This is a genomic window from Psychrobacter sp. SWN149, from assembly GCF_015864565.1.
GTDB lineage: Bacteria > Pseudomonadota > Gammaproteobacteria > Pseudomonadales > Moraxellaceae > Psychrobacter.
Map to the genome: position 1 here is coordinate 38157 of NZ_JADYWX010000002.1, position 26048 is coordinate 64204.

Below are 26048 nucleotides of genomic sequence, written 5' to 3' on the forward strand. Positions count from 1 at the left end.
TTCGTACAGCCAGCTGTTGAGGCGCAAGGTGTACTGGGTATGATACCCATGAGCCACGGACTGATTTTGGCAGGTATTTTATTTGCTATCGGACTGTGCGGCGTCATGGTACGTCGTAACTTCCTATTTATGCTAATGAGCCTTGAGATCATGATGAACGCGGCAGCACTAGCATTTGTGGTGGCAGGTAGTCGCTGGGTCGATCCAGATGGACAGATTATGTTTATCTTTATTTTGACGTTAGCAGCAGCAGAGGCCGCCATTGGTTTGGCAATATTATTGCGGTTTTATCATCAGCGTGGGCATCTAGATGTCGATAGCGCCAATGAGATGAAAGGATGATGTCATGAGTTTATTACCATTAACCTTTATATTCCCGCTCGTTGGCTTTTTGATTTTAGCCTTTATGCGCGACAAGCTAACAGAGCAGGTGGCAGCGATTGTGGGCGTTGGTAGCATGCTGCTATCAGCATTATGTACGCTATTCGTGAGCTATACCTTTTTGACCACCAATCCAGCAGGAACGATCGTAGAGGTTCCGCTGTGGACATGGTTCCAAGTGGGCGATTTTGCCCCGCATTTCGGCTTGAGCTTCGATGGTCTTGCATTGACTATGACGGGTGTTATCACTGGGATTGGCTTTTTAATTCATCTGTTTGCCTCTTGGTATATGAAAGGTGACACTGGCTTTGCCCGTTTCTTTAGCTATATGAATTTGTTCGTGGCCAGTATGTTATTGCTGGTACTAGCAGATGACTTGTTTCTACTATATCTCGGTTGGGAAGGCGTGGGCATTTGCTCATACCTATTGATTGGTTATTATTACCATGACAGAGCCAATGGACGCGCGGCGATGAAAGCCTTTACGGTTACTCGCGTGGGTGATGTGTTCTTAGCCTTTGGTTTGTTTTTATTGTTCCGTGAATTCGGTACGCTTAATATCCAAGAGATTATTACGCGCGCGCCAGAAGTATTCGATATCAACAATCCAACGATGATGCTGACCACGATGATGCTCGTTGGCGGTGCGATGGGTAAATCAGCGCAGCTGCCACTACATACGTGGCTGGCTGATGCGATGGCAGGTCCTACACCTGTATCGGCACTGATTCACGCCGCAACGATGGTCACGGCAGGCGTTTATTTGATCGCCCGCTTACATCCATTGTTTGAGCTGACACCAAGTATCTTATTGTATTGGGTCGGTGGCGTGGGTGCATTGACGCTTATCGTTGCAGGTTTCTGCGCGCTGGCACAGACAGACATCAAGCGTATTCTTGCTTATTCAACTATGAGTCAGATCGGCTATATGTTCTTAGCACTTGGCGTTGGCGCATGGCAAGGGGCTATTTTCCATCTGATGACGCATGCTTTCTTTAAAGCGCTGCTGTTCTTATCATCAGGTGCGGTCATCCTTTCGGTACACCATGAGCAAGATATCTTTAAGATGGGTGGCCTGCGTAAAAAAATACCATTGGTATTTTGGTGCTATGTCGTCGGTGGTGGTGCACTTGCTGCCATACCTTGGGTTACCGTTGGTTTCTATTCTAAAGAAGCGATTCTTTGGGAAACCTATGCCACAGGTCACTTAGTACTATTCTATATGGGTGTATTCGGTGCTTTCTTAACCGCAATTTATACGTTCCGTATGATTTGGATCATATTCTTTGGTGAAGAAAAAACCCATGCTCATAAGCTATCAGGTGTGTCGTATTGGTTGCCTTTGACGGTATTGTTAGTACTATCTACCGCCGTTGGTGCTTGGATTACGCCGCCATTAGATGGTGTATTACCAGAGAGTGTCGGTCATTTACTAGAAGTAGCGGGTCAAGCGCATGCTAAGCATACAGCAGAGTATATCGCGATGGGTGCCATGGCAGCAGGTTTGATATTGGCAGCACTGTTATATGTCGTCAATAAAGGCAAAATGCTGACCAGCTTTAAGCGCTCACGTATTGGTGGGGCGCTATATCACTGGTGCTATCATGGCCTAGGCTTCGACGCGCTATACGATGTAATTTTTGTAAAACCCTTTTTGTTCATCGGCCGCTTACTTAAAGCCGACCCTATCGATAAAACGTGGTTGCTGTTACCTAAGCTGGCCTCAGTAGGTAATAAAGTATTGTCTGCGACGCAAACAGGGTCTCTTCGAGGTTATGCCACAAGCTTTGGCTTGGGTATGGCTGTATTGCTGGTGCTGGTAATGATGACGGTGGTATAAAAGATGATTGAGTTACAACAAACGTGGATGCTACCAGCATTAATCGCAATTCCCTTTATTGCAGGATTGCTATGCTGGGTGGTAGAGCGATTTAACAAACGTCTGCCGCGCTGGATTGCCTTGATCGGCATGACGTTGACCTTTGTATTGTCACTAGTACTGTGGCATTACGGTGACTTTAGCGGTATGAGTAAGCAAGTTATTGCACCAAGCGCGAATGTTCCTTGGGTCGCGGAGTTCAGTGTGCCATGGATACCGAGCTTTGGTATTAGCTTTCACTTGGCGCTAGATGGTTTGTCACTGATGATGGTGGCATTAACCGGTTTACTTGGTGTGGCAGCGGTTGCCTGTTCGTGGAATGAGATTCAGCGCCGTGTTGGTTTCTTCCATTTGAATTTGCTATGGAGTTTGGGCGGCGTCATCGGTGTTTTCTTATCGATTGATCTGTTTTTATTCTTCTTCTTTTGGGAGATGATGCTGGTTCCTATCTACTTCTTGATCGCTATCTGGGGTCATGATGTCGTCGGCAAAACCAAAGAATACGCCGCCACCAAGTTCTTTATTTATACCCAAGCATCTGGGCTTATCATGCTCATCGGTATCTTGGTGTTGGTCATTATCAGCTATGCCCAAAAAGGCGTGGTGAGCTTTAACTATAATGATTTGCTCGGTACGTCACTTGGCGGCTGGGAATATCCAATCATGCTGTGCTTCTTTATTGGCTTTGCGGTTAAGTTGCCAATCATTCCTTTCCATGGCTGGTTGCCAGATGCGCATGCGCAGGCACCAACGGCAGGTTCGGTGGATTTGGCAGGGGTGCTTATCAAGACTGCTGCCTATGGTCTGATTCGTTTTGTGTTGCCATTATTTCCAGCAGCGTCACAAGAGTTTGCACCGATAGCGATTACCTTAGGTACGATTGGTATCTTCTACGGTGCATGGCTTGCCTTTATGCAGACCGATATGAAGCGTTTGCTGGCCTATACCAGTATCTCGCACATGGGTTTTGTGGTACTAGCAATCTATGCTGGAACATTACTCAGCTTACAAGGTCTGATGATTCAGATGCTTGCTCATGGTTTGAGTTCAGCTGCACTATTCATTATGGCAGGACAGCTATATGAGCGTCTGCACACACGTGATTTGACCTTGATGGGTGGTATGTGGGGACAGTTCCGCTATTACGCACCGATATTGATGTTCTTCTGTGCAGCGCTACTTGGTATTCCAGGTACGGGTAACTTCATCGGTGAGTTCATGATTTTATTTGGCTCATTTGCTCAGTATCCAGTGTTTGTTGTTTTTGCGACATTCAGTTTGGTACTAGCAGGCCTTTACTCGCTCATTTTGATTCACCGCGCACTTTTTGGTGAAAACAATATCGCCGCATTGGCAGAGCGAGAGACTAAGTCACATGGCTTACCTGCACGTAAATTAAAAGATCTAGGCAAGCGCGAGCTGTCATTGCTACTGATGTTGGCTGCCGGTCTAGTATGGCTCGGACTGTATCCACAGCCGTTCCTTGATACCTCAAGTCATGCGATGCAGTGGATCAATAATGCATATATATACAGTCAAGTGACACAGGTAGATGCGTCGCACCTGCTTGATGCAATGGAGGCACGTTAAGTCATGAATGATATTACGATGAATGATTTGATAGGATTGTTGCCTTACGCGCCGATCATCGCTGTAGTGATTACAGTGCTGACGGTCATGATTGCGATTACCCTTAAACGCTCGCACATGGTCACTGGTACGATTACGGTGGCAGGCTTAAATATCGGCCTATTTACCCTCATCGGGCAAATGGTCGGTGTGATTGACAGTGGAGCTATCGCGCCAAATGCTGAGCAGTTATTTGTTATTGATAACTTTGCTCAGTTTAATATGGTAGTGATTTTTATCTGTGCCTTGGCGTGTTGTACGTTGTCTTATGCGTATCTTGCCAACCTCAAAGACAATAAAGAAGAGCTATATTTGCTCATGCTGCTATCAACCATTGGTGCACTACTGATGGTCAGCGCGCAGCACATGGCATCGTTCTTTATGAGCCTAGAGATGCTGTCAGTACCGTTATATGGTTTACTCGCTTATACTTATAAGCGCAACCAATCGCTTGAGTCGGGACTGAAGTACTTGGTGCTATCAGCGACCGCATCAGCGACGTTGCTGATGGGTATGGCCTTCATCTACGCAGAAGTAGGCTCGCTAGCATTTAAACCAATTAGCATGGTGCTGGGCAACCTCTTTGAATCGCCACTATTGATATTGGGTGCGGCGATGATGATGTTTGGTATCGCCTTTAAACTCTCAGCGGCGCCGTTTCATATGTGGACGCCAGATGTATACGAAGGTGCACCAGCGCCTATCGCTACCTTCTTAGCATCAGTATCAAAAGTTGCCATGATGGCACTGGCGGTTCGATTCCTAATTGATACCTCTTTATTGGCATTGCCTTCAGTGCAAATGCTATTAATGGTGATGGCAACATTATCCATTTTAGTGGGTAACTTATTGGCAGTGCGTCAAACCAGTCTCAAACGTCTACTCGGTTACTCATCCATTGCCCATATGGGTTATGTAATGATCGTTATCGTTAGTATTGGCGCAGCGGCTGATAGCATCTCTAGCATGTATATGGCAGTCTATGCCTTTACCTCTATCGGTGCTTTCGGTGTCGTAACCTTGATGTCGAGCCCATATCGTTTGTCTGGTGAAGCGGATGAGCTGACTCATTATCAAGGGTTATTCTGGCGTCGTCCAGTCCTGACCGCTGTGATGACGATCATGATGTTATCACTGGCTGGTATTCCGTTGACGGCAGGCTTTATTACTAAGCTGTTTGCGATATTGGCTGCTGTGCAAGGTACCAACTGGTTCTTGGCTGCGATGATTATCTTAGGCAGTGCGATTGGTCTATTCTACTATCTACGTGTATTACTCACGCTGTTCAAACGTCCTAAGCAGTTCATCGAGTTTGATGTGTCTGGTCAATGGGGTCTGCGTACCGGTGGTATCATGGTGATTGCGGTAACTGCGATTATTCTGTTCTTTGGTATCTTACCAAACAGTATGATTGAGTGGGCAAGCATGGCGCGTATTTGGTAGCCTTAAAAGAGAGATGAGATAAGCCTTTGCTGCTTATCTGCTGTTACGGTTAAAAAACCAAGATGCGCCAGCTTTATGATAAGCTTGGCGCATCTTTTTTTGTGCCTACCTTTTGATGGTTATTTATTTTTTGCCTACTAAAGGTAGCTTATAAAAACACAGTTTAATAAAGTATAAGTGATAAACAGTTATGAGTGACAATATCCAAACCGTGACAGTACTCAGTAAAACCACTTGGACCCCCACATTATTTAGTTTTACAGTGAGTCGTCCTGATAGTTTTAAGTTTACAGCAGGGCAGTTTGTCCGCTTGGGCGTCAATCCCAGTCAATTGAAATACTATCAGCAAATTGAAGCCAATGATGATACCTCTGATACCGCATTGAATGAAGACATCTTTCGCGCGTATTCGATTGTGTCTTCGCCCTTTGATGAGGTGATAGAGTTTTTCTCTATCGTGATTCCTGATGGTGCATTTACCTCACAGCTGCAGCATCTACAAGTAGGTGATGAGCTGCTACTCAATACCATGCCATTTGGATTTTTGACCTTAGCGCGTTATCAAAAACCCATGCCGAAGGATTTGTGGTTGCTTGCGACAGGTACTGGTCTTGCACCATTTTTATCGATGCTACAAGATTTAAAGACATGGGAAGACTACGAGCATATTGTATTGGCTTATAGCGCACGCTCGACACAAGAGCTGGCTTACGTGGATAAGATTAAAAGCCTTCAAGAAGACTTCGGTACGTTGGTTGATAATCCAGCCAAGCTCATCTTTATCCCAATCGTTACTCGTGAGCCTGTCGACGGTGCATTGTCAGAACGTCTACCAAAGCTATTGCTAGAAGGCACGTTAGAGAAGCAGGCGGGTATCGCGTTGGATATTGATACTACTCACGTCATGCTATGTGGCAACCCAGAGATGGTGGATGATACCAAAGAAGCACTAAAGTCGCTAGGACTGGTGATGAATCGACGCGGTGAGGGTAATATCGCTGTAGAGAACTACTGGTAGTGATAGCCAAACCCAAATAAATCCGCTACATCGTCAACTTCGCTTGACGTACTACTTGTACTATCTGCGCTTGATTTCCTTGCATCGAAATTATTTGAATTCACCTATATCTCTTTTATTTAAGCTAGTGGTTATCTGCTTTAATAGAAAATAAAAAACGCTGTCTCTTTAAGGTTATTAGACTTAAAGAGACAGCGTTTTTTTGTGCGGTGAAATAGCTAAACTTGGCTTGGTTCGGTCGCATCATCTATAGGTTTGACTGGGCCTTGCATCAGCTCAGGCTCATCATCATCACCGATGATATCTTCGCTATTGCTTGAGGCGAGTAGGTCGCGGTAATTAATTTGAGCCTTTAGCACCATCTGTTCTTCTTCTAGCTCGCCATAGTTGACCTGTACTTTATATAGGGCACCCATGATTTTTTTATTGTTTTTTAGCCAGCGATTGATATCGATATAAATCACTTCGTCTTTTGCGCGCGCGATATTGACGTAAGATAAAAGGAAGCCCAAAGGGTCTTTTTTTAGGACGCTGTGATAAAACCAAATCGCAAGCTTTACCCCTTGGCGTTTGATAAAAGATTCGCAGCGCAAGTTTAAGATATCAGTATAGGTCTGCTGACCAAACACAAAACGCTGTACATTGCGATCGAGTTGCACGTGAATCAAGCTAAAATTACTGGCGATTTCCGCATAAATACCGCCTGCATTGACCGTGCAGTATAAGCGAAACCAATCATCATGTAGCTCAACGCGCAGCTCTAAAATCGCCTTTACATTGTCCGTGACAAAGTTTTGTAGCGCATCATTGACGTAAGTTTGTGCGACTGGCAGTGCCAGCTCGTCTTCAAACTTATCTGTGGTTTTATTATAGATGTCTTTAACGGATTGGGCGAGACGTTCCCAACCACTGCTGAATGACTCATCAAAACGATAGCCAATATTTTCAAAAAACTCATCGAAATTGTCTGAATCTCTCACGTTATCAAAGTCACTCAAACTTATTATCCTTATAATTACTGGGCTTGCCATTCAAGAGGTGCTGCAATGAGTTACGGATCAAAAGCCATAAACCATCATTAGTACAGATAGAAACGGTGAGATGATGGCTATCATTATGCTGATGCAAAAGTAACGATACAAAGCACTGAGATGGCTGCGCTAAAACAGTATATAACAAATACAGTGGCTTCAAAATGGACACATGGGTTTTATGACAATTCATTTACCATATAGGCAGTTTATATAAATCTATAATGGTTAAGCGAATTTAAGCTAGGGCGTGTCTTCAATTAGATTTTGAGGCTTAAAATGAGAGAAATTGTAGATAAACCAGAAAGAAATTGCCGTTGATATGAACATATTGACAAAATTACTGACGACGTTTAGCAAAATTTAGCCATTTTAAGGCCACTAAATGTATTAGTGTGCTAATTGATGACACGCCCTAGTATTCACAATTATTTTACGTTTGCTAATAGATATCCGTGTGCTTATGATTGTACTCGTCAGAATGGTTGCGCTAGTGACATCATTCTCTGTCATGTTATGATAGCGCCTGTATATATCAAGCATAGCACTGTTTTCAGAATGGCGATGCTCACTATCTAGCACACCGTATTCGGTGCTCATTCACATGGCACTGTACATACTGCTATACTCATACTCATAAGCTGAGACCTGCTTTGGCCTACATTAAAGACTCACAAAGTTATCATTTTTCAGCGCAAGACCCTAAGCGTGATATCAGTTTGCCTGTTGCAATTGTCATCGCAGTCGCTATTCATGCGCTGATTATCTTTGGTATTGGTTTTTCTGTTGGAAAAGATCCTGCTGCGATGATGCAGGATGTGGCAAAAGCCCTCACAGACAACATGAAGCCCAATGAAGATGCTCACTTTATTGCCAATGCCTCACAAGAAGGCGGCGGCAGGGTGCAAGAGCAGCTAAGACAAGAAAACAATCAGCTGAGCGCATTGGCTGCTGCGCAAATGAGCGAAACACAGGACGTGATTGATCTGCAACGTCAGGTTCGGCAGCAGCGTTATCAAGAGAGCTATCTGCGCACGACTTTAAGCTGGCGTCAGGCTAGCATAGAGTCTGACAATGATAGCAAACAAGCACAAGATGATGTGATCGCTCAAGAAGAGCGGATACGTAAGCAAATCGCGACGTTAGAAGCACAGCTGTCTCAGCGCCAGCAGCTCTATGCGACCAAGTCCAAAGTGGTAACAGTAGACAGCAACTCGACCACGCGCGGCGCAGCGGCAGACTATATCGATACTTTCCGCGAGCATGTTGAGCGCGTTGGTAATTTGCATTATCCTGCGCAAGCGCGCGCCCAAAGCATCACAGGTGAAGTGCGTCTGATGGTCATCATCAGTAGCGATGGCACTATCAAAGCCATCCGTTTGCTTGAAAGCTCAAACTCAACGATATTGGATGAAGCGGCCAAGCAATCTGTCAGGCAAGCAGCGCCTTTTGGTCAATTTACCAAAGATATGAAAGACATCGTCGAGCTGCGACTGATACGAACTTATCGATATAGTGACAAAGTTAATGTCACTTATTAAGGTTGTAGAAAGTTGGCTGCACGATAAATAAACATAGTATGTCGATGAATACGTCATACTATTTTTCGATATACAGCTATCCAAATATAAAGCTACCCAAACTCATCACACACCGCTATAAGTAAAGAGTCAGTATGGAATTTTTAGGTTTTACAGTAGATATTGCCACCCTAACCAGCAATAGCATAGAATTGGTCATCAAAGTTGCATTGGCAATACTGATATTCGTCGTCGGGCGCTGGCTTGCGAAAAAAGCCGTCGCAGTGGCTCAAAAAATTATGTTACGTAGTCATTTAGATGACACGGTTGCTAGCTTTTTGGGTCGTCTACTATATGGCATATTGTTGGTCGTGGTGGCGTTGGCTGCACTGAGTAAAGTGGGTGTGCAGACCACGTCGGTCGTCGCTATATTAGGCGGTGCTGCGGTTGCTATCGGTCTGTCGCTTAAAGATCAGCTGTCTAACTTTGCCGCTGGCATCATGATTGTGACGTTTCGCCCGTTTGTACGCGGTGATTATGTACAAATACTCGGTCATACCGGTACGGTGACGGAAATTAACTTGATCAATACCCATCTGACCACGACAAACAATCACGATATTATTATCCCTAATGGTGACATCACCACAACCGCGACCATCAACTATTCGTCGTTACCCAATCGCCGCGTGGATATCACTATCGGCATTGGCTATGATGCCGATATTAAGACCGCAAAAGACATCATGATAAAGTTGGCCACCGACAATCCGTTGGCATTTACTGACCCTGAACCTATCGTCCGTGTGACCAACCTAGGGGACAATTCGGTTGATTTGACCCTAAATGTTTGGACTACCAATGCGGACTGGTGGAGCATGCAATGTGATTTGCTTGAGCAGTTTAAATACGCGCTTGATGACAACAAAATCGACATTCCATTCCCGCAGCGCAGTGTGCATGTTAAAGGGTTAGAGATGTTGATGGGCAACAAAAACGAATCGCCATTACCATCTTTAGACAAAGATCAAAATCTCTAAAGATAAAGATGTTTAAATCATATTCACTATAAATAGGGGTTTGGTAGGTTTAGGCCTGCCAAAACCTCAATTTCAAACTGCTCCATCTCATCTTGTTCAGCTTGTCCAAGCTCGTGATCAAATCCAAGTAAGTGCAGTACACCATGTGTTAATAGATGGCTAAGGTGCTGTGCGACTGTTTTCTCTTGTTCTGCTGCTTCACGCACGATCACATCATGACAAATAATCAGCTCACCAAGCGCTAGGGTTGGCATCAGCCCGATGATAGCGGCTGGCAAGTCACTAGGATAAGACAGAATGTTGGTCGCATAATCCTTGCCTCGTGCTTCCAAATTCAACTCACGACCTTCAGTCTCATCAGTGATATATATATCGAGTGATTTGGCTTTTTCTTGCCATAATTCAACATCAATATCTGCAAAATAAGGCAGTACCAAACCACTATTAATGCGCCCATCTATATAATCTAAAGTTGCCATCATCACAGGTAGTAGTATGTCACGATGATAAAAAGTATCGAGTAGGGTGTCATCAATACTACTCGTTGCACTGATATCTAATATCTCAAAGCTTTCATCATTATTAGTGATATCAGTTGCCTTATTTTGGTTAGAGTTCTCATTATCGTCATACTGGCTCATGTTGTTCTCTCCTTACTATATTGTCATGCTATTTGTTTAATTTGCTAAAACTACTCAAAGCTAATTTACCAACCCTAATCTACTACGCTAACTATCAGTCTAGCAGCAAAAAACCGGACTACTAATTAGTAATCCGGTTTTGCGTTTCTATATTTGCCTTTTTAAGGTGGCAGATATCAAACCTGCTATTTTATAGCTTGGCTGCAGCATTAGCGATAGCTTGTCTACGCTCTTGCTCTTTGATACGCTCAAACTTACGCTTTTCTTCTAATATGATTTGCTCTTCATCAAACACATCATAGGCTTCGACAATTTTTTGTACCAGTTGATGGCGTACCACATCTTTTGAGTCAAACTTGGTGATATGAATCTCTTCAATACCGCTTAAGATTTCCATCGCTTGCGCCAATCCAGACTTGTGCCCCCGTGGCAAATCTACTTGGGTCACGTCACCAGTAATAACGGCTCGTGAACCAAAGCCCAAACGGGTCAAAAACATTTTCATTTGCTCAGGCGTGGTGTTTTGTGCTTCATCCAAGATAACAAACGAATTGTTTAATGTACGACCGCGCATATAGGCAAGAGGTGCGATTTCGATGACTTGTTTTTCAATCAGCTTGCCGACCTTTTCAACGCCGATCATCTCATATAGCGCATCGTATAATGGACGCAAGTAGGGGTCGATTTTTTGCGTTAAATCACCAGGCAAGAATCCCAGTTTTTCACCAGCTTCTACTGCTGGACGCACGAGTAAAATCCGCTCGATTTCATTACGCTCGAGCATATCCACGGCGCAAGCAACGGCTAGATACGTTTTACCCGTACCAGCAGGCCCAATACCGAATGAGACGTCAGAGTTCAGCACACTTTGGACATAGGTCTGCTGATTGCCACCGCGAGGAATGATACGACCCTTACGTGTGCGCAAGCTAACGGGCGTAAATTCACTAGCAATATCGAAATCTTCTTCTTTGGCAGTTTCTTCTGCCTGTTGTGCATCGGCTGCCATGTCTTCGTCACGAGAGATACTCGATTGGATAATGAGATGCAGCTCTTCTGCACTGATGTCTTTTTTGTTTTGAGCTTCATCCACCATCTTATAAATAATACGTTCACCACGTTCAACACCGGTCACATCACCGCTCAGGCAAAAATCACCTTGACGTTGCATGATTTTGATATCGAGGCGTTTTTGGATATATTTCATGTGATTATTGTATTCACCTAGCACAATTTTAAGCTGTGCTGGCGTCAAGGATTCAAACTTTATACGGCGGCTCATGGAATCAGTCAAGCGATTATCCTTTTATTGTGTGCCCAAAGTGATGTTGTTTTATTAAGCTTTGGACTTAAGAGATAAAGTGGTCGGTCGTTATTATCTTGGCTTTAGCTTTACATTGTAGAGATAGAAATGACGGTAGCAGTGCTGTTGGTTTTATGAATGGTGATAAGTAACGGTCTTGCCTTTATTATGGTAGATAGTTCTTAAATTTCAAGCCATACATCTTAACCCTGACGCTGTTTTTGTATGGTGATTGCAATCGTTGCTGGTTTTGTAATAATTTTAGTAGAGTGCGCTTTTTAGGTTTGGTTGCTTCTCAATGCTTTGTGGTTACTGTGTTCATTGTTATCAATATTAAAGCTGTTTTAGTACACGCTTTGCCTACCGTTAACCGCACGGAATAATGGGTTATTTGTGTTAATCTATTGAGTCTATCATAGTGTTCTCTGATTGCACCTAAAACATAGTTAACTTGACCAAAGGTCATGAGATTTCAGTGACTGCTAGCAGCAATTAATTAGCAGCAACCAATAGCCCACTGATCAATTATAGAAAGCACGCCCCATATAATAAAGTAGGAATAATAATGATACAAAATACTGATCTAAACTTATCGAATGCTAAAAGCAAAGTTGAGAATGCAGTTGAAAACAATGTAGTTGAAAATATAGCTGATAATAGTAAGGCAATCACGGCGCAACAAGTACTTATCGCGGGTGGCGGGCATGTCGGTTTATCCTTTGCACTGCTGCTAGCGAAACAGGGTATTGCCAGCACGTTATTAGAAAAAAACAGCTACCCAACCATCAGCCCAAACGATGATAGCAATCGTAGCCATTATTTGGACAGTCGCAATACCGCATTATCACGCCGCACTGTACAGATTTACCAAGAGATTGGCCTATGGGATGAGTTGCAAAGCCATGCCTGCCGTATCGACTCAGTACAGGTAAGCGAACAGGGCAGCTTTGGCCGCGCGCAGCTCAATAAAGCCGAAGAAAAAGTAGAGTCATTTGGTCAAGTAATAGAAAATGCATGGCTCGGACGCAAGCTTTTATTGGCCGCGCAATATGAGCCGTTGATTACCTTGATTGATAATGCCAATGTCAGCGCAGTGACACAAAAAGCGGATGGTGTCACGCTGAGCTTTAGCTATTACGGTGAAGAGGAACAAGCGCAGCAATTACAGGGCAGCGTCTTGGTCGCTTGTGATGGACGTGATTCTACCGTACGTCAGCTATTGGATATTGGCACGACCACTTATGACTATCAACAAACAGCTATCGTGGGTGTGGTAGAAACTGATAAAGCACATGAGCATGTGGCGATTGAGCGTTTTAGCCCAGCAGGTCCACTTGCTGTACTACCATTGACCGATCCAAATGGCGACGGCAATGATGAATATCAGAGTGGCTATAGACGCTCGGTCGTTTGGGTATGTCCAAAGGGTGAAGAGAAACGTTATCTAGAAGACGATGCGCATTTTTTACAGACACTGCAGCAAGCCTTTGGTCAACGCGCTGGCAAGTTTATCGCTGCTGGTCGCCGCGGCGCTTATCCACTGACACGCGTGCTAGCAAACAAGCAAGTAGACGGTCGCTGCGTGGTCATGGGCAATGCGGCTCATACCTTGCATCCCGTAGCAGGACAAGGCTTTAACCTCTGTATGCGTGACGCCCATGTATTGGCGCAGATGATGAATTCGCAAGTGCTCAAGGGTGCAGACATTGGTGATCCAACGCTACTCAAACGCTATGAAAAATCGCGTCTAAGCGACCAAAAACGAGTCATTCGTTTTTGCGATGCTGTCGTACATGGCTTTACCCATCCCAATCCAATCATAAAGCTGGCACGCAATGTGGCTCTAGTAGCCTTCGATAAACTGCCAAATATTAAACCACTGGTTGCGACCTATGCGATGGGCTTAAAATCATAGCGCTATAGCCAATCCTCTTTAAAAGAGTGACAGCGTCAATCTTGCTTGAAGTAAGATTGATAACAAGTATTCTAATATCGACCAGTATTGAGAGACACCTTATGAAAAACAACCATACGCTGATTATCGGTAGCGGTATCGTTGGTGCAACGCTTGCGCTAAAACTGGCACAAGCAAAAATGTCTGTGACGTTGATTGATGCTCGTCCAGCACGCGATGCCTTAGCTTGGCAAGGCGTACTGAGCAAACGTGATGCTCGAGTGTATGCGCTGAGTTTGGCCAGTATTAATTTGCTTAAAGACGTTGGCGTATGGCAAAAGATTGCCTCCTCTAAGCGTAAGGCTGACTACTCACAAATGCAGGTATGGCAACTGAATGGTAGGGGTGAGCTATTATTTGGTGATAATAGCGAAAATCATCCTGACAGTGCACTACCGCAAATGCTTGGTAGCATGGTCGAGCCAGCCGTCATTGAACATGCATTATGGCAGCGTTTGTATGAGGATGACGTCAGTGCTTATCTAACCATTATCGCGGGGCAAAAAGTCACAAACATGGATTGGCTAGGTGCGCAGCAAGGCTACCGTGTGACTTTAGACAATCATACCACTATTGGCGCAGCCCTACTGGTCGGTGCTGATGGTCGCGGCTCATTTGTACGTAAGCAAGCAGCGATTGGGTTGGACACGCTCGATTATAATCAAACCGCGATTTGCTGTGCGATTCACACTGAAAAACCGCATCAAGCAACGGCGCGTCAGGCGATGTTGCCCACGGGTACGCTGGCGTTGTTGCCTTTAGCGGATATTACCGATGAAGATAAAGCTGATCCGCAACATTGGCAGTCGATCGTATGGACGTTGCCACGCAATCAAGCATTGGCATTGATAGAAGAAGATGACCGTGTTATCGCCGATAAACTGGCTGCTGCTTGTCATTATGAGTTAGGTGCTATCAGTCAGATTGAATCAATCGCTAGCTTTCCGCTCACCGCGCAACAGGCGACAAGCTACGTGGCTGATAACTTGGTATTAATCGGTGATGCGGCACATGGTGTGCATCCGTTGGCAGGTCAAGGGTTGAATCTGGGTATGCTCGATGTACAAGTATTGAGCGAGCAATTAACACACGACTTTACTCGTAGTGGTGGGACGATTTGGGGTAGCAATCAAACGTTGCGTCGTTACGAGCGTCTGCGTCGTCCGCATAATAGCCTGATGATGCACAGCTTTTCTGCCCTTAACTGGCTATTCGCAGGGTCGCTGGCGCAATTACGTCCCGTACAGCAGATACGTAATGAGGGCATGTACCGCGTTGGTAAAATGAAGCCGCTCATGAGATTGTTTGCTAAGCAAGCGAGTGGGGTTTAGTTTCTATACTTAAGGATGAGTAGACCATGAATATTAAATTATCGATAGTGATGACGAGCATGCTAGGCATATTGTCACTGACAGGTTGTCAGACACCGTTAAAAAGCACGGCGCTCAATCAAAGTATTGAAGAGCCGCCTATTACTTTAGTACCAGATACTCCGGATTCAGATGGTGATGGTGTACTTGATGATATAGACGAGTGTCCAGCTACTCCAGAAAATGTAGTAATAGATGAAAGAGGCTGTCCCTCTTGGGGTCCTATGAGTCTACATATGGAGTATCGTGCTTTTTTTGCAAAAGGTAGTAGTGAACTACCACTTGAGTATCAGCTTGAACTTGATAGAGTAGCAGAGCAGATGAATAAATACGATACTGCTACCATGCAAATTGAAGCTCATATTTCGGAAGACGAGGTCGGTAAACATTCTTATTCTCTGGGCAAAGATAGAGCACTTATGGTCAAAAACTACCTTATTTTAAAACATGATATTGCTACTAATCGTTTAAATACTTCAGATTGTGAGGTTAAAGCGCCTATTGCATCATCTGATACCGAAGAGGGAAAATCCATGAATCGCCGAGTCTATGGACTAGCGACAGAGCCTGAAGACGGAATGGTTTATCATAATCAAAATGGCTCAAAATCAGATATATGTATCGAGTTTTGAATCATAATCAATCATCAAAAGCTGTATCTACCCAAGCGCCGAGAAAAACACCATCAGTACAGGGGATACGATATTAATCAAAAAGCCAAAACTAATCGCCAATGGTACAACTTTTAGACCACCTGACTGTTGGATAACCGGCAACGTAAAGTCTAAGCTGGTCGCACCGCCAAGCCCAACCGCTGCTGATGGATATTTGCGCATAAAAACGGGTATAAACAATAGCGCAAAAAACTCGCGTACCAAGTCATTAAATAGTGCCACACTGCCCCAAACCGCACCATAAGCGTCTGTCATGACAATCGCTGATAGTGAGTACCAACCAAACCCTGACGACAGCGCCAAACCTTTGGTCCATGAGACATCGGTAAATAGCAACGCAAAAATAAGCCCGCCTATTAATACCGCTAGCGTAAAAATAACACTCATTTGTACGCCGCGTTTATTCAGCATTACTTCTTTGAGCGTAATGCCTGAACCTTTAAGCCCAATACCAACCAGCAATATTAGTATCATCAACAGAGCAGTCATGGTGTTCTCTGGTGGCATATAATTGGCAGGTAAGAAGTAGCCAATCACCATTCCAATTACCACACAAACGACCTGCGCAAGACTGCCACGAATACTGACACGATGCTCTTTGGATTTGACGCTTGGTTTTTTGGCATGCCAAGGGTGCAGATGATCGAACGCCATGAGTGCAAATAAGCCCGTACCAATTGTTAAGATCGATAAGACAGTGACATACAGAGCAATTTCGCCCAACTGGTTACCCAGCCCTTCTACTTGTGATAGCTCAATCCCAATTAGTGCCAAGATAATGTAGACCAAATACGATAGGCCTTTATCCGCAAGCTTGGTCATAGTCGGATTAGAAGGAATGGCAAAGCCAATAAACATTGGCATTAGGACTAGAACAAGGGTAATCAAGCTTTGCATGGTGAAGGACTCGCAGCGTTTTAAACAAGGCATTTTTAAGAAGCTGAAGATTGTAGCATATTACTGCACAAATGCTGGTGTGCGGGTTCAAAATGTGGATGACCATGCCAACTTATGACTGAAAAATCACCTAAGACCGAGACTGATGTACAAAAGGATTGCCGCTTATTGAGTGTCGGTAGGCATAAATATTTACCTTATAGCGGTTTATTGATACATTAAGGTATTCGGGCAGTTGGGCAATACTATGTCGCTATATCAGCTCAAACCTAAATTTCAAGATCAACTGCGACCGCTGAGTAATGCATTGGTCGCCCAAAAAATTACGGCCAATCAAGTGACGGTATCCGCAGTATTATTGAGTGTGGGTACGGCTTACGTAATTGCTAAGCCTGCAACCGATCAGCAAGCGTTATGGCTGTTATTGCCGTCATCATTATTCGTACGGATGGCACTCAATGCTATCGACGGCATGATGGCGCGTGAGCATGGTCAAGCATCGACGCTGGGCGCAGTACTAAATGAGGCGAGTGATATTATCGCTGATACGGCGCTCATTGCCAGTTTGATTCCGCATATCGCTAAACATGACTTACAAATGAATTATGAACGACAAACTGGCATGAGTAAGTCGCCAACCACTCAGCGGCATATCAGCAGTATTGTCGCGTTAAGTATGAGTACCGAACTACTTGGTATCGCCAGCAATACGATGCTAGGGGTTAGGGCAAACCAAGGACCTTTAGGCAAAAGTGACCGCGCTTTAATACTAGGCGTTCTTGGTGCTGTTATGGGGAGCAAGCTACCGTTATCGCTTTCTCCTAAAAGAATCGTGCAGTTGTCCCTGTTGGTAGAGACGCTATTATTAAAAACGTGTTTAAATCGCTTACGTTATATGGCAAATCTATATCTGATGCATCAGCCACCTGTGCTGCGATCCGTATTGTATGAGTCAACAAACAACTCACTATCTCTTAATACTGTTTTGCCAAATAATTCTACTGATAACGCGCGCCCATTGGAGTTCAAAGAAATGCCAACCACCAACACTCACAGTCAAAAATCAGAAAAACAAGCCAGTGTTGGTTCTGAGCAGTCTTCAGCCAAAGTTATAAATGGTGAAAGTTGCTACAACGCTTATGATGGCACGGCTATTTATTATCGCTACTGGCTCACGATGCCTTTAGCAGATATGAAAAAATCAGCTATCAAAAAAGCGACTCAGCCATTACGCCAAGTGATTTTATTGCACCGTGGACATGAGCATTCGGGCCGATTGGCAGAGTTAGCAGAGCAGTTTGCAAAAGCTAGTTATCAAGTCTTTGCTTGGGATGCACGCGGTAATGGTCGCTCAGGCGGTGTCAAAGACCATGCGGAGAGCGTTACCGAGCTTGAACGCGATTTAGACGGTTTTGTGCAGTTGGTTATTGGGCAGACAGGTATTGCTATCGAAGATACGTTGATTGTCGCCAGTAGTATCGGTGCGGTACTGGCAGCAGCATGGGTGCATGATTATGCGCCCAGTATTCGCGGGATGATATTGGGCACACCTGCGCTAAGCATTCGCTTGTATATGCCTTTTGCGATACCGTCATTAAAGGTAGCACGGACGCTGGGTCTGATGTCGCGTGTTAGTAGCTATGTTAAAGCGCAAGTATTGACTCATGATAAAGAAGCGCAGCAAGCTTACAATGCTGATCCATTGATATCGAACAGTATTTCAACTGACTTACTCATCGATACCCATGCTACGGGTCAGCGCTTGCTAGACGATGCAGGGGCTATCACTGTACCGACGTTTGTTTTATGCGCAGGTAAGGACTACGTGGTCGATAAGCAGGCTGAACGCACGTTTTATGAAGCGATTAATACATCTACCAAACGCTGGCAATTATACCCAGATAGCTATCATGCAATCTTTCATGAGACTAATAAAGCCGATGTTTTTGCCGACTGTATTGATTTCGCTGAGCAAGTATTTAACATACAAGTCCAAGCCCCTGATTTGAGTACCGCGCATTTGAATAGTGCCAGTAAAGACAAGGTAGACCGCTTAGCGATTAAGCCGTTTAATCCGAGTTTTGCTATTACCCGTTTTGCGATGCAAAAGTTCGGGCATGTTAGCGATGCGATTGCGACAGGGCTTGAACATGGATTTGACTCGGGTCACTCGCTTGATCATGTTTATTATAATCAGCCTAGTGGACAAAATAAATTTGGGCAAGCAATCGATAAATTTTATTTGAGTAATATTGGCTGGCAAGGCATTCGTATACGCCGCGCCCATATATTAGAGCTGGCACGCGATGCTCTGGCAGATATTGCAGACAAAAACCAGAGTAGTACTAAACCATATCAACCAAAACTGTTAGATATCGCTAGTGGTCATGGTTTTTATGCGTTTGATCTATTAACTGAGTTTAGTGATTTGCATGCAGAGCTACGAGATTATGAGATGCATAATATCCAAGCACTACAAGCAAAAGCAGAGCAGTTAGCGATTTCTGATCGAGTCATAGCTTGTCAAAAAGATGCTTTTGATGCAGCCAGTTATCAGCAGATAGAGAAGACGAGTGACAGTGCAGTTGATAGAGGCTTTGATATTGCTATCAGCTCAGGCGTGTTTGAGTTGTTTTCTGACAATACACTACCTGAAACAGCATTGGCGGGTATTTATGACAGTTTAAAAGCGGATGGTTATTTAATTTATACCAATCAGCCGTGGCACCCTGAGCAAGAATTTATCAGTAAAACCTTGAACAATCATCGTGGCAGCAGTTGGGTGATGCGTTGTCGCTCGCAAGCCGAGATGGATCAATTGGTTGAGCGTGCTGGCTTTAAGAAAATTGCCATGCGTATCGACCGTTTTGGTATCTTTACGGTGTCATTGGCGATTAAAATTGTACCAATCGATGATAAGTAATAAATGAATAATAAATCCATCAAGCCTTATGAGCGCGTCCAACTTTTTTCAGGCGGTGGCTCGCGTTTTGGCTATTACTTAGGTAGCTATGCGGCGTTGGTCAAGCACGACCTAAAGCCAGATATTATTATTGGTACTTGCGGCGGGAGCTTATCCGCTTATCTAGTCAACCTAGCTCCCGACCCTAAGAACTTGCAAGCGCTGATGTGCAGCCGTGAGCTATACTCAGTCATCAAAGCGATTCGCCATGTTACCCCTGATGAAGCCAATAGGCGTTTAAAAATACGTTATATAACCCACGCACTCAAACGTTGGCATCTGTCACGGCGTAAGTCTAATGGACAACAGCAACGACAGGTAAACAGCTATGCGCGACTCTTAGATGAGCTACAGCAGTTGGCGATGTTTCGTATTGATGATGAAGTGCAGTGGCTTGATGAACTGTCTAGCTTTGCTTCTAGCGAAAATGGCAGTCGTCAGTCTAATGCTAGCACCCCTGAGATAGCCATCATTGCCAGTCGCCTTTATCAAGCGCCTATTGATGGTTTATATAATGAAAAGCTAACGCTGCAAGAATTATTATTTGCACCGCCACGCTTTGAGCATTCTGTATCAAGTCTGACTGACGGGGAAATGAGATCACCTGCACATACATTTGCAAATGGTCGGATACATCAGGCAGTAGAGATACAAACACACTGGGATTTTGCACCAGTGGTTCGTGCGTCTATGGCCGACATGTATTATCTACCGCCCACCCATATCGAAGAGCTTGGCTGGTGCTTGGGTGGGGTTATTAATCTCACACCTATTGAGCTAGCATGTCAGTTGGGTGATAGCGTATTTGCAGAGACTAAGGCAGGTTATGACTCATGGTTGGCTGCTCCCGCGATTCAGCGGGTTTTTGGTTTTGACCCTAATGAGCGATTGGCAGCAGTACATAGTTATCAACCGAAAGCCACATCATCAAAAGCAACACAGCCCCATTGGTTACCGTTTGCCGATAATGAACAGCAGTTAGTAGGTCAGAATGTGCAGAAGCGTTTTAATATAAAGCAAATGACTGTTGAGCTGATACACGCTGACTATGATGGCTTTGTGCAGCAAATGCAGGCGCAATGGCAGTATGGCTACCAGCGCACGGCCGACTATATACAGCAGCATAATTTATGAAGACTCACGCAGAAGATACCGCTAAACATCACACGCCGCATATCATTGTCGTCGGTGGCACGAGTGGTCTTGGCTTGGCACTGGCTGTTCATCATCTACAGCTTGGCTGGCAGGTGAGCGTGATTGGTAGTAACGAGGCAAAGATAGAACATATCAACCGCCAGTATCCTACCATCGTGACTTATGCTTGCGACTTAACGGATGTTATCCAAACACAGAGTCTATTAGATGAGTTGTCAGCTATTAGCTTTGACAGGCTGATTTATAGTGCAGGTAATTACACCAATGAGCGTGTTAATCATCTAAACCAAGCAGACAGCGATAAAATGTTAGCGATTAACTTGCAGGCATTTGAGCAGGTTTTTAGATGGGCAAGTGTGCAGTTAAAGCAGCAACATCAGTCACTGGACTTTGCCAAAGACTGTAGACCAAGCCTCATCTGTATCGCCTCTATCGCTGGCACGATGGATTATCCGTATGCCAGTCTTTATGCAAAAAGTAAGCGCGCGATGATTGCGGCTGCCAGTGCTTATCGAGTGGCACTTGACCCTTATGATATTCAAGTGACTTGTATTGCATCAGGCTATATCGATACCCAAGCATTGCGTGATTTAAATGATGGTGATGCTAGCCATAAACCGTTTATCATGAGTTTGCAGACGGCTGTAGTGGAGATTATGAAGGCGATTGATGATGATGTGGAGTTGGCAATATTTCCACGCTCCATGCGCTACATTATTCGGGCATTAAACCACTTACCCAAGCCATTACTCAATTGGATATTGCGCAGTAAATTGGATAGGCCTTCTTAACCAAGCATTGTCTTAATCAAGCACTGTCTTAAGCAAGAGTGGGCAGCTTATCCAAATAGCCAATAGAGTAGGGTGAATACTGGCACACCAATCAGCAAACTATCCACCCGATCTAATACGCCGCCATGTCCAGCCAGCATCGTACCAGTGTCTTTTACCCCATGTTGGCGCTTAAATGCGGACTCTAATAAGTCCCCCACGATACCACTAACTGCAAGACTGTAGGCTGCTAGTAAACAAACCCACCAGCTAAAGGATGTGAGCCATACGCCTAGAAGTGAAGCCAATATAGCGGCACACAAACTACCAAAAATCGCCCCTTCAATGCTTTTGTTTGGACTGATGGTTGGTGCCAGACCTCGTTTAAACCATTTATGACCCAGTAATCGTCCGCATAAATATTGGGCAATGTCATTAAACTGGCTGGCAAATAGTACAAATAGCAATACGCCATACTGCTCACGCTGCCACGTTAATTGCTGCAAGGTAATAAGGCTAATAATCAGTAAGATAAAGACAGTGCTAAAGACGACATCCAATGCATTTAAATGTGCAGATGCACTGACAGGGGTTGAGATAGGTACTGAGATATCTGCTGAATGTTTCTCATGAGTGCTGGTGATTGGTTGTAGTCCGCGTGCTTCGAGCTTACGGATGAGCCCTGCCTTGCCATTTAAGCACCATAAGCGTTTGAGCTCGTAGCCACCGCGTAGCCCGATTAAAATAAAAAAGGCAATGAGTAGCCACTGATAAGGATAAGACTGATCGTACTGACTAGGGTTCTCTAGCTTCGCGATACTGTAGCAAAGACACAGCGCAACCAGCATGAACCACCATGAGCGGGCAATTAGGTAAATTTTAGGTAAGCGTGTACGCAGTCGAGGCAGGGCTAGCACGCCCCATACGACGCTGACGGTAAGCATCAGCCCGATAACAAACCAGGTGTCAGTAGCCATGTTTTAGCACTCAAGTAACAGGTGGCGTGTGAAGCCTCCTTATAATAATAACTTAAATGCTGCTTCAACCCTAGTGTCAGACACTATCCATGACAGGTATAGAGTCTGTTTCGGTACTCATAGTATGACTGATGGACGCAAGCGGATTGCGTTTGGGCGGTGCAATGATGCTGGTCAATGCTACTTCGTCTAAATTGGGGTAGTCGAGTCGATAATGGCCGCCACGACTCTCAAGGCGCTGATAAGCAGATTGAACGATCAATGTTGCCAGTTGCAATTGCTTTGACAATTGATGCTTTGCTAACAGATGCTTCGATAATTGATGTATGGTTAATCGACTATCAGCCAATGGATGGTTTGACAATTGAGTATCGCCAAGTTCGTTTGCATTAGGAACGCTGTCGTCACTCGCAGCAAGTGGATAACGCTCCATATCTGCAAGCCACGCTTGCCACTGCTGAATTTGGGTCAGGGCTTGCTCTAACTGATGGGCACTACGTGTGATGCCCATATTGGCTGTCATGAGTGATTTTAAAGCGTTGATGATTGCGGTGATATCAGTGTCTGAATGAAGCGCCCTATTTGCTGTGTCATGCGGATGCGTTGATGGTAGCGTCAAAGGCAGGACAATAGGTTGAGTATCTGTCAATACAGGCGATGACCACAGGTCAGTGGTTGGCTGCTCAAACGCATCATAGCGTGCGCTATCCCATTTAACCATTTTGTCTAAATAATGTGGCAAGTGGCCAGCAATATTGCGGCCAACCACCACACATTCTAATAAAGAGTTGCTTGCCAAACGATTGGCGCCGTGCAGACCTGTATAGGCGACTTCACCTGCTGCGTATAGCCCTTGTACATCGGTCAAGCCATCGGTAGAGGCGACCACGCCGCCACAACTATAATGCGCCGTCGGGGCAACGGGGATAGGGTCGGTGGTCATATCAATACCTAGTGGCAATAAGGTTTGATAAATTTGCGGAAAATGCTGCTGCAAAAAGTCTGCTGGCAAGTGGCTGACATCAAGATGTACATAGCCCATGCCATTTTTTGAAATTTGCTTGGCTATCGCACGTGCAACAATATCTCGCGGTGCCAGTTCTGCACGCGCATCAATCTCTAGCATAAACCGTTTGCCTGTCTGCGGGCAATACAACCGTCCACCCTCACCGCGAAGTGCTTCAGAGATTAAAAAACTGCTATCACCTAATGCCAGACCTGTCGGGTGGAATTGCACAAACTCCAAATTTGCCAGACGGCAGCCTGCTTGCCATGCCATCATCACACCATCACCCACGCACACATTAGGCGCGCTGGCACGTTTAAATAACTGTCCCAAACCGCCACTGGCCAGTACGACTGCGCGACTATAAATAGTGAGCTTACGATGGTTACTGTGGTCAAAAACGCGTGCACCTTGGCAGTGGATGTCTCTATTGTCTTTCAGCAAACTTAACGCTTCATGATAGGGCAATACAGTAATGTTAGATGCCGCATTAACTTTTATGTTCAAGGCCTCCATCACATGTCGCCCAGTCGCATCATCTGCATGCGCCACGCGGCGACAGCCATGACCACCTTCTTTGGTTAAATGCAATTCACTGGTGGTTAAGCTAGCAGTCTGCGACATTATTTTATCTGCTGGTGCTATAGCATGTTGCTGTAGTGTCGGCGTAAAGGGAACGCCTTGCTCACATAGCCATTGGACGGCCTGTTGTCCTGCACCCAATATATCAGCAGTGTTCGCCGCATCACACAAGCCTGCACCAGCGATGAGCGTATCAGACACATGGTCGGTCACGCTGTCAGTTTTATCTAAACTGGCTGCAATACCGCCTTGCGCATAATGGCTTGAGCAGACATCGAGCGCCGCTTTGCTCAAAACAGTTATGTTAAGCGACTTTGGTAGGGATAGTGCAGTACTTAAGCCTGCCAGACCCGCCCCAATGATAAGAACGTCAGTTTTTACAATAGTGCTCATATCACTGCGACTCCTGTTGTTTTCATAGGAAATAGTACTGGTCTCATCAGCTGAAGGCGACTGACTCATGCTAAGCTGCCCCAACGTTAGCGAACAGTGCACGGTCTTTTACGATATCGCCACTGGCAGCGACTCGTTGCTTTTGTGCTTCAGCAAAATCAAGCATGCGCTGTAAAGGCTTTTTGGCTGCTACGGCCAGCTCTGGCGTCATCAATACTTCACCGCTACTATGAGTTAGGCACTGTTCAATACCTTTTAAACCATTCATCGCCATCCATGGGCAGAAGGCACAGCTCTTGCAACTTGCGCTCTCACCAGCGGTAGGCGCGGCCAAAAAGCGCTTGGTGGGAGAACGCTTTTGCATTTCGTGTAAGATACCCAAATCAGTGGCGACGATAAAGGTATCAGCATCCATCTCATAAGTGGACTGGAGTAGTTTACTGGTTGAGCCGACCACATCAGCAAGGGCAACCACGCTATCAGGTGATTCTGGATGTACTAACACTTTAGCATTGGGGTGATCTTCTTTTAATTGCATCAGTTCAGTGGCTTTAAATTCATTGTGCACGAGGCAAGAGCCTTGCCACAGCAGCATGTCTGCGCCAGTCTCAGCAGCGATATATTTTCCCAAATGGCGATCAGGGCCCCAGATGATAGGCTCGCCTTGGGCATGTAAATGACGGACGATGTCGATACCAACCGATGAGGTTACTACCCAATCTGCACGGGCTTTTACCGCGGCGCTGGTATTGGCATAAACCACCACGGTACGCTCAGGGTGCGCGTCACAAAAGGCTGAAAACTCATCGGCAGGGCAGCCCAAATCAAGCGAGCATTCGGCTTCTAAATCTGGCATGAGTACGGTCTTCTCCATACTCAAGATTTTGGCAGACTCACCCATAAAACGTACGCCAGCGACTACTAAGGTCTGGGCGCTATGTGCTTGACCAAAACGCGCCATCTCTAATGAGTCACCCACACAGCCGCCAGTCGCTAATGCCAAATCTTGGATAAAAGGGTCAACATAATAGTGTGCGACCAGCACTGCATTGTGTTCTTTTAATAGCTGTTTAATATTGGCCTCAACCACCAGACGCTCAGACCGTGACAAATCTGCTGGCATTTTGGCTTTGGCATATTCGATATGCATTTGAGTGGCGATACGATTGTCCGTGCTCATGACGGGTGCGTCGTAGGGATAGGTTTTCATAATGGCAGCCTCTGTTGGTGCGATAACGACAAATGTGTGTATTAAAAATAGAGTAATGAGATATAAAAATAAATGAGTTGTATTAATTATGCTCATTTTGAGTATAAATACAAGTGGTTTTTTTATACTAAGCGATTCAATACGTCAATTTTTGGTATATTTGATGCATTCATTGATACCACTTCCGCTATGATTACAACGACAGACTATGAT

20 protein-coding genes are annotated in these 26048 nt (G+C 45.0%); 13 read left to right on the forward strand and 7 right to left on the reverse strand.

Going from position 1 to position 26048, the window contains the following annotated elements; translation table 11 throughout:
- Nucleotides 1–33: 33 nt before the first annotated feature.
- From nuoK to I6E86_RS02970, 5 genes are all read left to right on the forward strand, one after another.
- Complete coding sequence (gene nuoK, locus I6E86_RS02950; RefSeq protein ID WP_192519290.1) at nucleotides 34–342, forward strand: NADH-quinone oxidoreductase subunit NuoK; 309 nt, start codon at nucleotides 34–36, stop codon at nucleotides 340–342.
- Nucleotides 343–346: 4 nt separating this feature from the next.
- Nucleotides 347–2221 carry an NADH-quinone oxidoreductase subunit L gene (nuoL, locus tag I6E86_RS02955; RefSeq protein ID WP_197175109.1) on the forward strand — a complete coding sequence of 625 codons (1875 nt, stop codon included), beginning with the start codon at nucleotides 347–349 and terminating at the stop codon, nucleotides 2219–2221.
- A 3-nt stretch (nucleotides 2222–2224) separates the two neighbouring features.
- Complete coding sequence (nuoM, locus tag I6E86_RS02960; protein ID WP_197175112.1) at nucleotides 2225–3850, forward strand: NADH-quinone oxidoreductase subunit M; 1626 nt, start codon at nucleotides 2225–2227, stop codon at nucleotides 3848–3850.
- A 3-nt stretch (nucleotides 3851–3853) separates the two neighbouring features.
- Nucleotides 3854–5332: an NADH-quinone oxidoreductase subunit N gene (locus I6E86_RS02965; RefSeq protein WP_197175114.1), complete on the forward strand. Its 1479-nt coding sequence runs from the start codon at nucleotides 3854–3856 to the stop codon at nucleotides 5330–5332.
- 190 nt (nucleotides 5333–5522) lie between these two features.
- Nucleotides 5523–6350 carry a ferredoxin--NADP reductase gene (locus I6E86_RS02970; RefSeq protein WP_197175116.1) on the forward strand — a complete coding sequence of 276 codons (828 nt, stop codon included), beginning with the start codon at nucleotides 5523–5525 and terminating at the stop codon, nucleotides 6348–6350.
- 218 nt (nucleotides 6351–6568) lie between these two features.
- On the opposite strand, the gene I6E86_RS02975 is transcribed toward I6E86_RS02970, so the two are convergent.
- Nucleotides 6569–7348 (reverse strand): hypothetical protein, encoded by a 780-nt coding sequence (locus I6E86_RS02975; protein WP_227680508.1) that lies wholly within the window; start codon nucleotides 7346–7348, stop codon nucleotides 6569–6571.
- 686 nt (nucleotides 7349–8034) lie between these two features.
- Between I6E86_RS02975 and I6E86_RS02980 the strand changes: the two genes are divergently transcribed.
- Both I6E86_RS02980 and I6E86_RS02985 read left to right on the forward strand, forming a co-directional pair.
- Nucleotides 8035–8922, forward strand: a complete 888-nt coding sequence (locus I6E86_RS02980) for an energy transducer TonB (protein ID WP_197175117.1) — start codon at nucleotides 8035–8037, stop codon at nucleotides 8920–8922.
- A gap of 134 nt (nucleotides 8923–9056) precedes the next feature.
- On the forward strand, nucleotides 9057–9941 hold the full coding sequence (locus I6E86_RS02985; RefSeq protein WP_197175119.1) for a mechanosensitive ion channel family protein: 885 nt from the start codon (nucleotides 9057–9059) through the stop codon (nucleotides 9939–9941).
- Between the two features lie 26 nt (nucleotides 9942–9967).
- Here the strand turns inward: I6E86_RS02985 and ybeY are convergent, their stop codons facing one another.
- On the reverse strand, nucleotides 9968–10582 hold the full coding sequence (gene ybeY, locus I6E86_RS02990) for an rRNA maturation RNase YbeY (RefSeq protein ID WP_197175121.1): 615 nt from the start codon (nucleotides 10580–10582) through the stop codon (nucleotides 9968–9970).
- Between the two features lie 190 nt (nucleotides 10583–10772).
- Nucleotides 10773–11864, reverse strand: coding sequence for a PhoH family protein (locus tag I6E86_RS02995; RefSeq protein ID WP_197175908.1), 1092 nt, complete (start codon nucleotides 11862–11864; stop codon nucleotides 10773–10775).
- Nucleotides 11865–12453: 589 nt separating this feature from the next.
- Between I6E86_RS02995 and I6E86_RS03000 the strand changes: the two genes are divergently transcribed.
- The 3 genes from I6E86_RS03000 to I6E86_RS03010 all read left to right on the forward strand — a co-directional run bounded on the left by I6E86_RS03000 (nucleotide 12454) and on the right by I6E86_RS03010 (nucleotide 15841).
- On the forward strand, nucleotides 12454–13800 hold the full coding sequence (locus tag I6E86_RS03000; RefSeq protein WP_320158518.1) for an FAD-dependent monooxygenase: 1347 nt from the start codon (nucleotides 12454–12456) through the stop codon (nucleotides 13798–13800).
- Between the two features lie 101 nt (nucleotides 13801–13901).
- Nucleotides 13902–15170, forward strand: a complete 1269-nt coding sequence (locus tag I6E86_RS03005; protein WP_197175125.1) for an FAD-dependent oxidoreductase — start codon at nucleotides 13902–13904, stop codon at nucleotides 15168–15170.
- A 26-nt stretch (nucleotides 15171–15196) separates the two neighbouring features.
- Nucleotides 15197–15841 (forward strand): OmpA family protein, encoded by a 645-nt coding sequence (locus tag I6E86_RS03010; protein WP_197175126.1) that lies wholly within the window; start codon nucleotides 15197–15199, stop codon nucleotides 15839–15841.
- 27 nt (nucleotides 15842–15868) lie between these two features.
- Here the strand turns inward: I6E86_RS03010 and I6E86_RS03015 are convergent, their stop codons facing one another.
- Nucleotides 15869–16780 (reverse strand): lysine exporter LysO family protein, encoded by a 912-nt coding sequence (locus I6E86_RS03015; RefSeq protein WP_197175129.1) that lies wholly within the window; start codon nucleotides 16778–16780, stop codon nucleotides 15869–15871.
- A gap of 247 nt (nucleotides 16781–17027) precedes the next feature.
- Between I6E86_RS03015 and I6E86_RS03020 the strand changes: the two genes are divergently transcribed.
- From I6E86_RS03020 to I6E86_RS03030, 3 genes are read left to right on the forward strand one after another with little or no spacing between them, the layout of a single operon-like run.
- A complete protein-coding gene (locus tag I6E86_RS03020; RefSeq protein WP_197175131.1) occupies nucleotides 17028–19703 on the forward strand; it encodes an alpha/beta fold hydrolase in 2676 nt (891 codons plus the stop codon).
- A 3-nt stretch (nucleotides 19704–19706) separates the two neighbouring features.
- On the forward strand, nucleotides 19707–20876 hold the full coding sequence (locus tag I6E86_RS03025; protein WP_197175133.1) for a patatin-like phospholipase family protein: 1170 nt from the start codon (nucleotides 19707–19709) through the stop codon (nucleotides 20874–20876).
- Nucleotides 20873–21688, forward strand: coding sequence for an SDR family NAD(P)-dependent oxidoreductase (locus I6E86_RS03030; RefSeq protein WP_197175137.1), 816 nt, complete (start codon nucleotides 20873–20875; stop codon nucleotides 21686–21688). Before I6E86_RS03025 ends, I6E86_RS03030 begins: the two co-directional genes overlap by 4 nt.
- Nucleotides 21689–21735: 47 nt before the next feature.
- Here I6E86_RS03030 and I6E86_RS03035 read toward each other — a convergent pair whose 3' ends face one another.
- The 3 genes from I6E86_RS03035 to nadA form a co-directional block, all read right to left on the reverse strand.
- Nucleotides 21736–22644, reverse strand: coding sequence for a phosphatidate cytidylyltransferase (locus I6E86_RS03035; RefSeq protein WP_197175139.1), 909 nt, complete (start codon nucleotides 22642–22644; stop codon nucleotides 21736–21738).
- 76 nt (nucleotides 22645–22720) lie between these two features.
- A complete protein-coding gene (gene nadB, locus I6E86_RS03040; protein WP_197175140.1) occupies nucleotides 22721–24625 on the reverse strand; it encodes an L-aspartate oxidase in 1905 nt (634 codons plus the stop codon).
- 70 nt (nucleotides 24626–24695) lie between these two features.
- Nucleotides 24696–25835, reverse strand: a complete 1140-nt coding sequence (gene nadA / locus I6E86_RS03045; RefSeq protein ID WP_197175142.1) for a quinolinate synthase NadA — start codon at nucleotides 25833–25835, stop codon at nucleotides 24696–24698.
- Nucleotides 25836–26048 lie beyond the last annotated feature (213 nt).

Excerpts from the sequence above, each read along its gene's own strand:
- nuoM (WP_197175112.1), top strand. The coding sequence starts at position 2,225 with ATGATTGAGTTACAACAAACGTGGATGCTACCAGCATTAATCGCAATT.
- nadB (WP_197175140.1), bottom strand. The coding sequence starts at position 24,625 with ATGAGCACTATTGTAAAAACTGACGTTCTTATCATTGGGGCGGGTCTG.
- I6E86_RS03030 (WP_197175137.1), top strand. The coding sequence starts at position 20,873 with ATGAAGACTCACGCAGAAGATACCGCTAAACATCACACGCCGCATATC.
- I6E86_RS03035 (WP_197175139.1), bottom strand. The coding sequence starts at position 22,644 with ATGGCTACTGACACCTGGTTTGTTATCGGGCTGATGCTTACCGTCAGC.
- I6E86_RS03005 (WP_197175125.1), top strand. The coding sequence starts at position 13,902 with ATGAAAAACAACCATACGCTGATTATCGGTAGCGGTATCGTTGGTGCA.
- nadA (WP_197175142.1), bottom strand. The coding sequence starts at position 25,835 with ATGAAAACCTATCCCTACGACGCACCCGTCATGAGCACGGACAATCGT.
- I6E86_RS03010 (WP_197175126.1), top strand. The coding sequence starts at position 15,197 with ATGAATATTAAATTATCGATAGTGATGACGAGCATGCTAGGCATATTG.
- I6E86_RS02985 (WP_197175119.1), top strand. The coding sequence starts at position 9,057 with ATGGAATTTTTAGGTTTTACAGTAGATATTGCCACCCTAACCAGCAAT.
- I6E86_RS03020 (WP_197175131.1), top strand. The coding sequence starts at position 17,028 with ATGTCGCTATATCAGCTCAAACCTAAATTTCAAGATCAACTGCGACCG.
- I6E86_RS03025 (WP_197175133.1), top strand. The coding sequence starts at position 19,707 with ATGAATAATAAATCCATCAAGCCTTATGAGCGCGTCCAACTTTTTTCA.
- I6E86_RS02995 (WP_197175908.1), bottom strand. The coding sequence starts at position 11,864 with ATGAGCCGCCGTATAAAGTTTGAATCCTTGACGCCAGCACAGCTTAAA.
- I6E86_RS02970 (WP_197175116.1), top strand. The coding sequence starts at position 5,523 with ATGAGTGACAATATCCAAACCGTGACAGTACTCAGTAAAACCACTTGG.
- I6E86_RS02965 (WP_197175114.1), top strand. The coding sequence starts at position 3,854 with ATGAATGATATTACGATGAATGATTTGATAGGATTGTTGCCTTACGCG.
- ybeY (WP_197175121.1), bottom strand. The coding sequence starts at position 10,582 with ATGAGCCAGTATGACGATAATGAGAACTCTAACCAAAATAAGGCAACT.
- I6E86_RS03015 (WP_197175129.1), bottom strand. The coding sequence starts at position 16,780 with ATGCAAAGCTTGATTACCCTTGTTCTAGTCCTAATGCCAATGTTTATT.
- nuoL (WP_197175109.1), top strand. The coding sequence starts at position 347 with ATGAGTTTATTACCATTAACCTTTATATTCCCGCTCGTTGGCTTTTTG.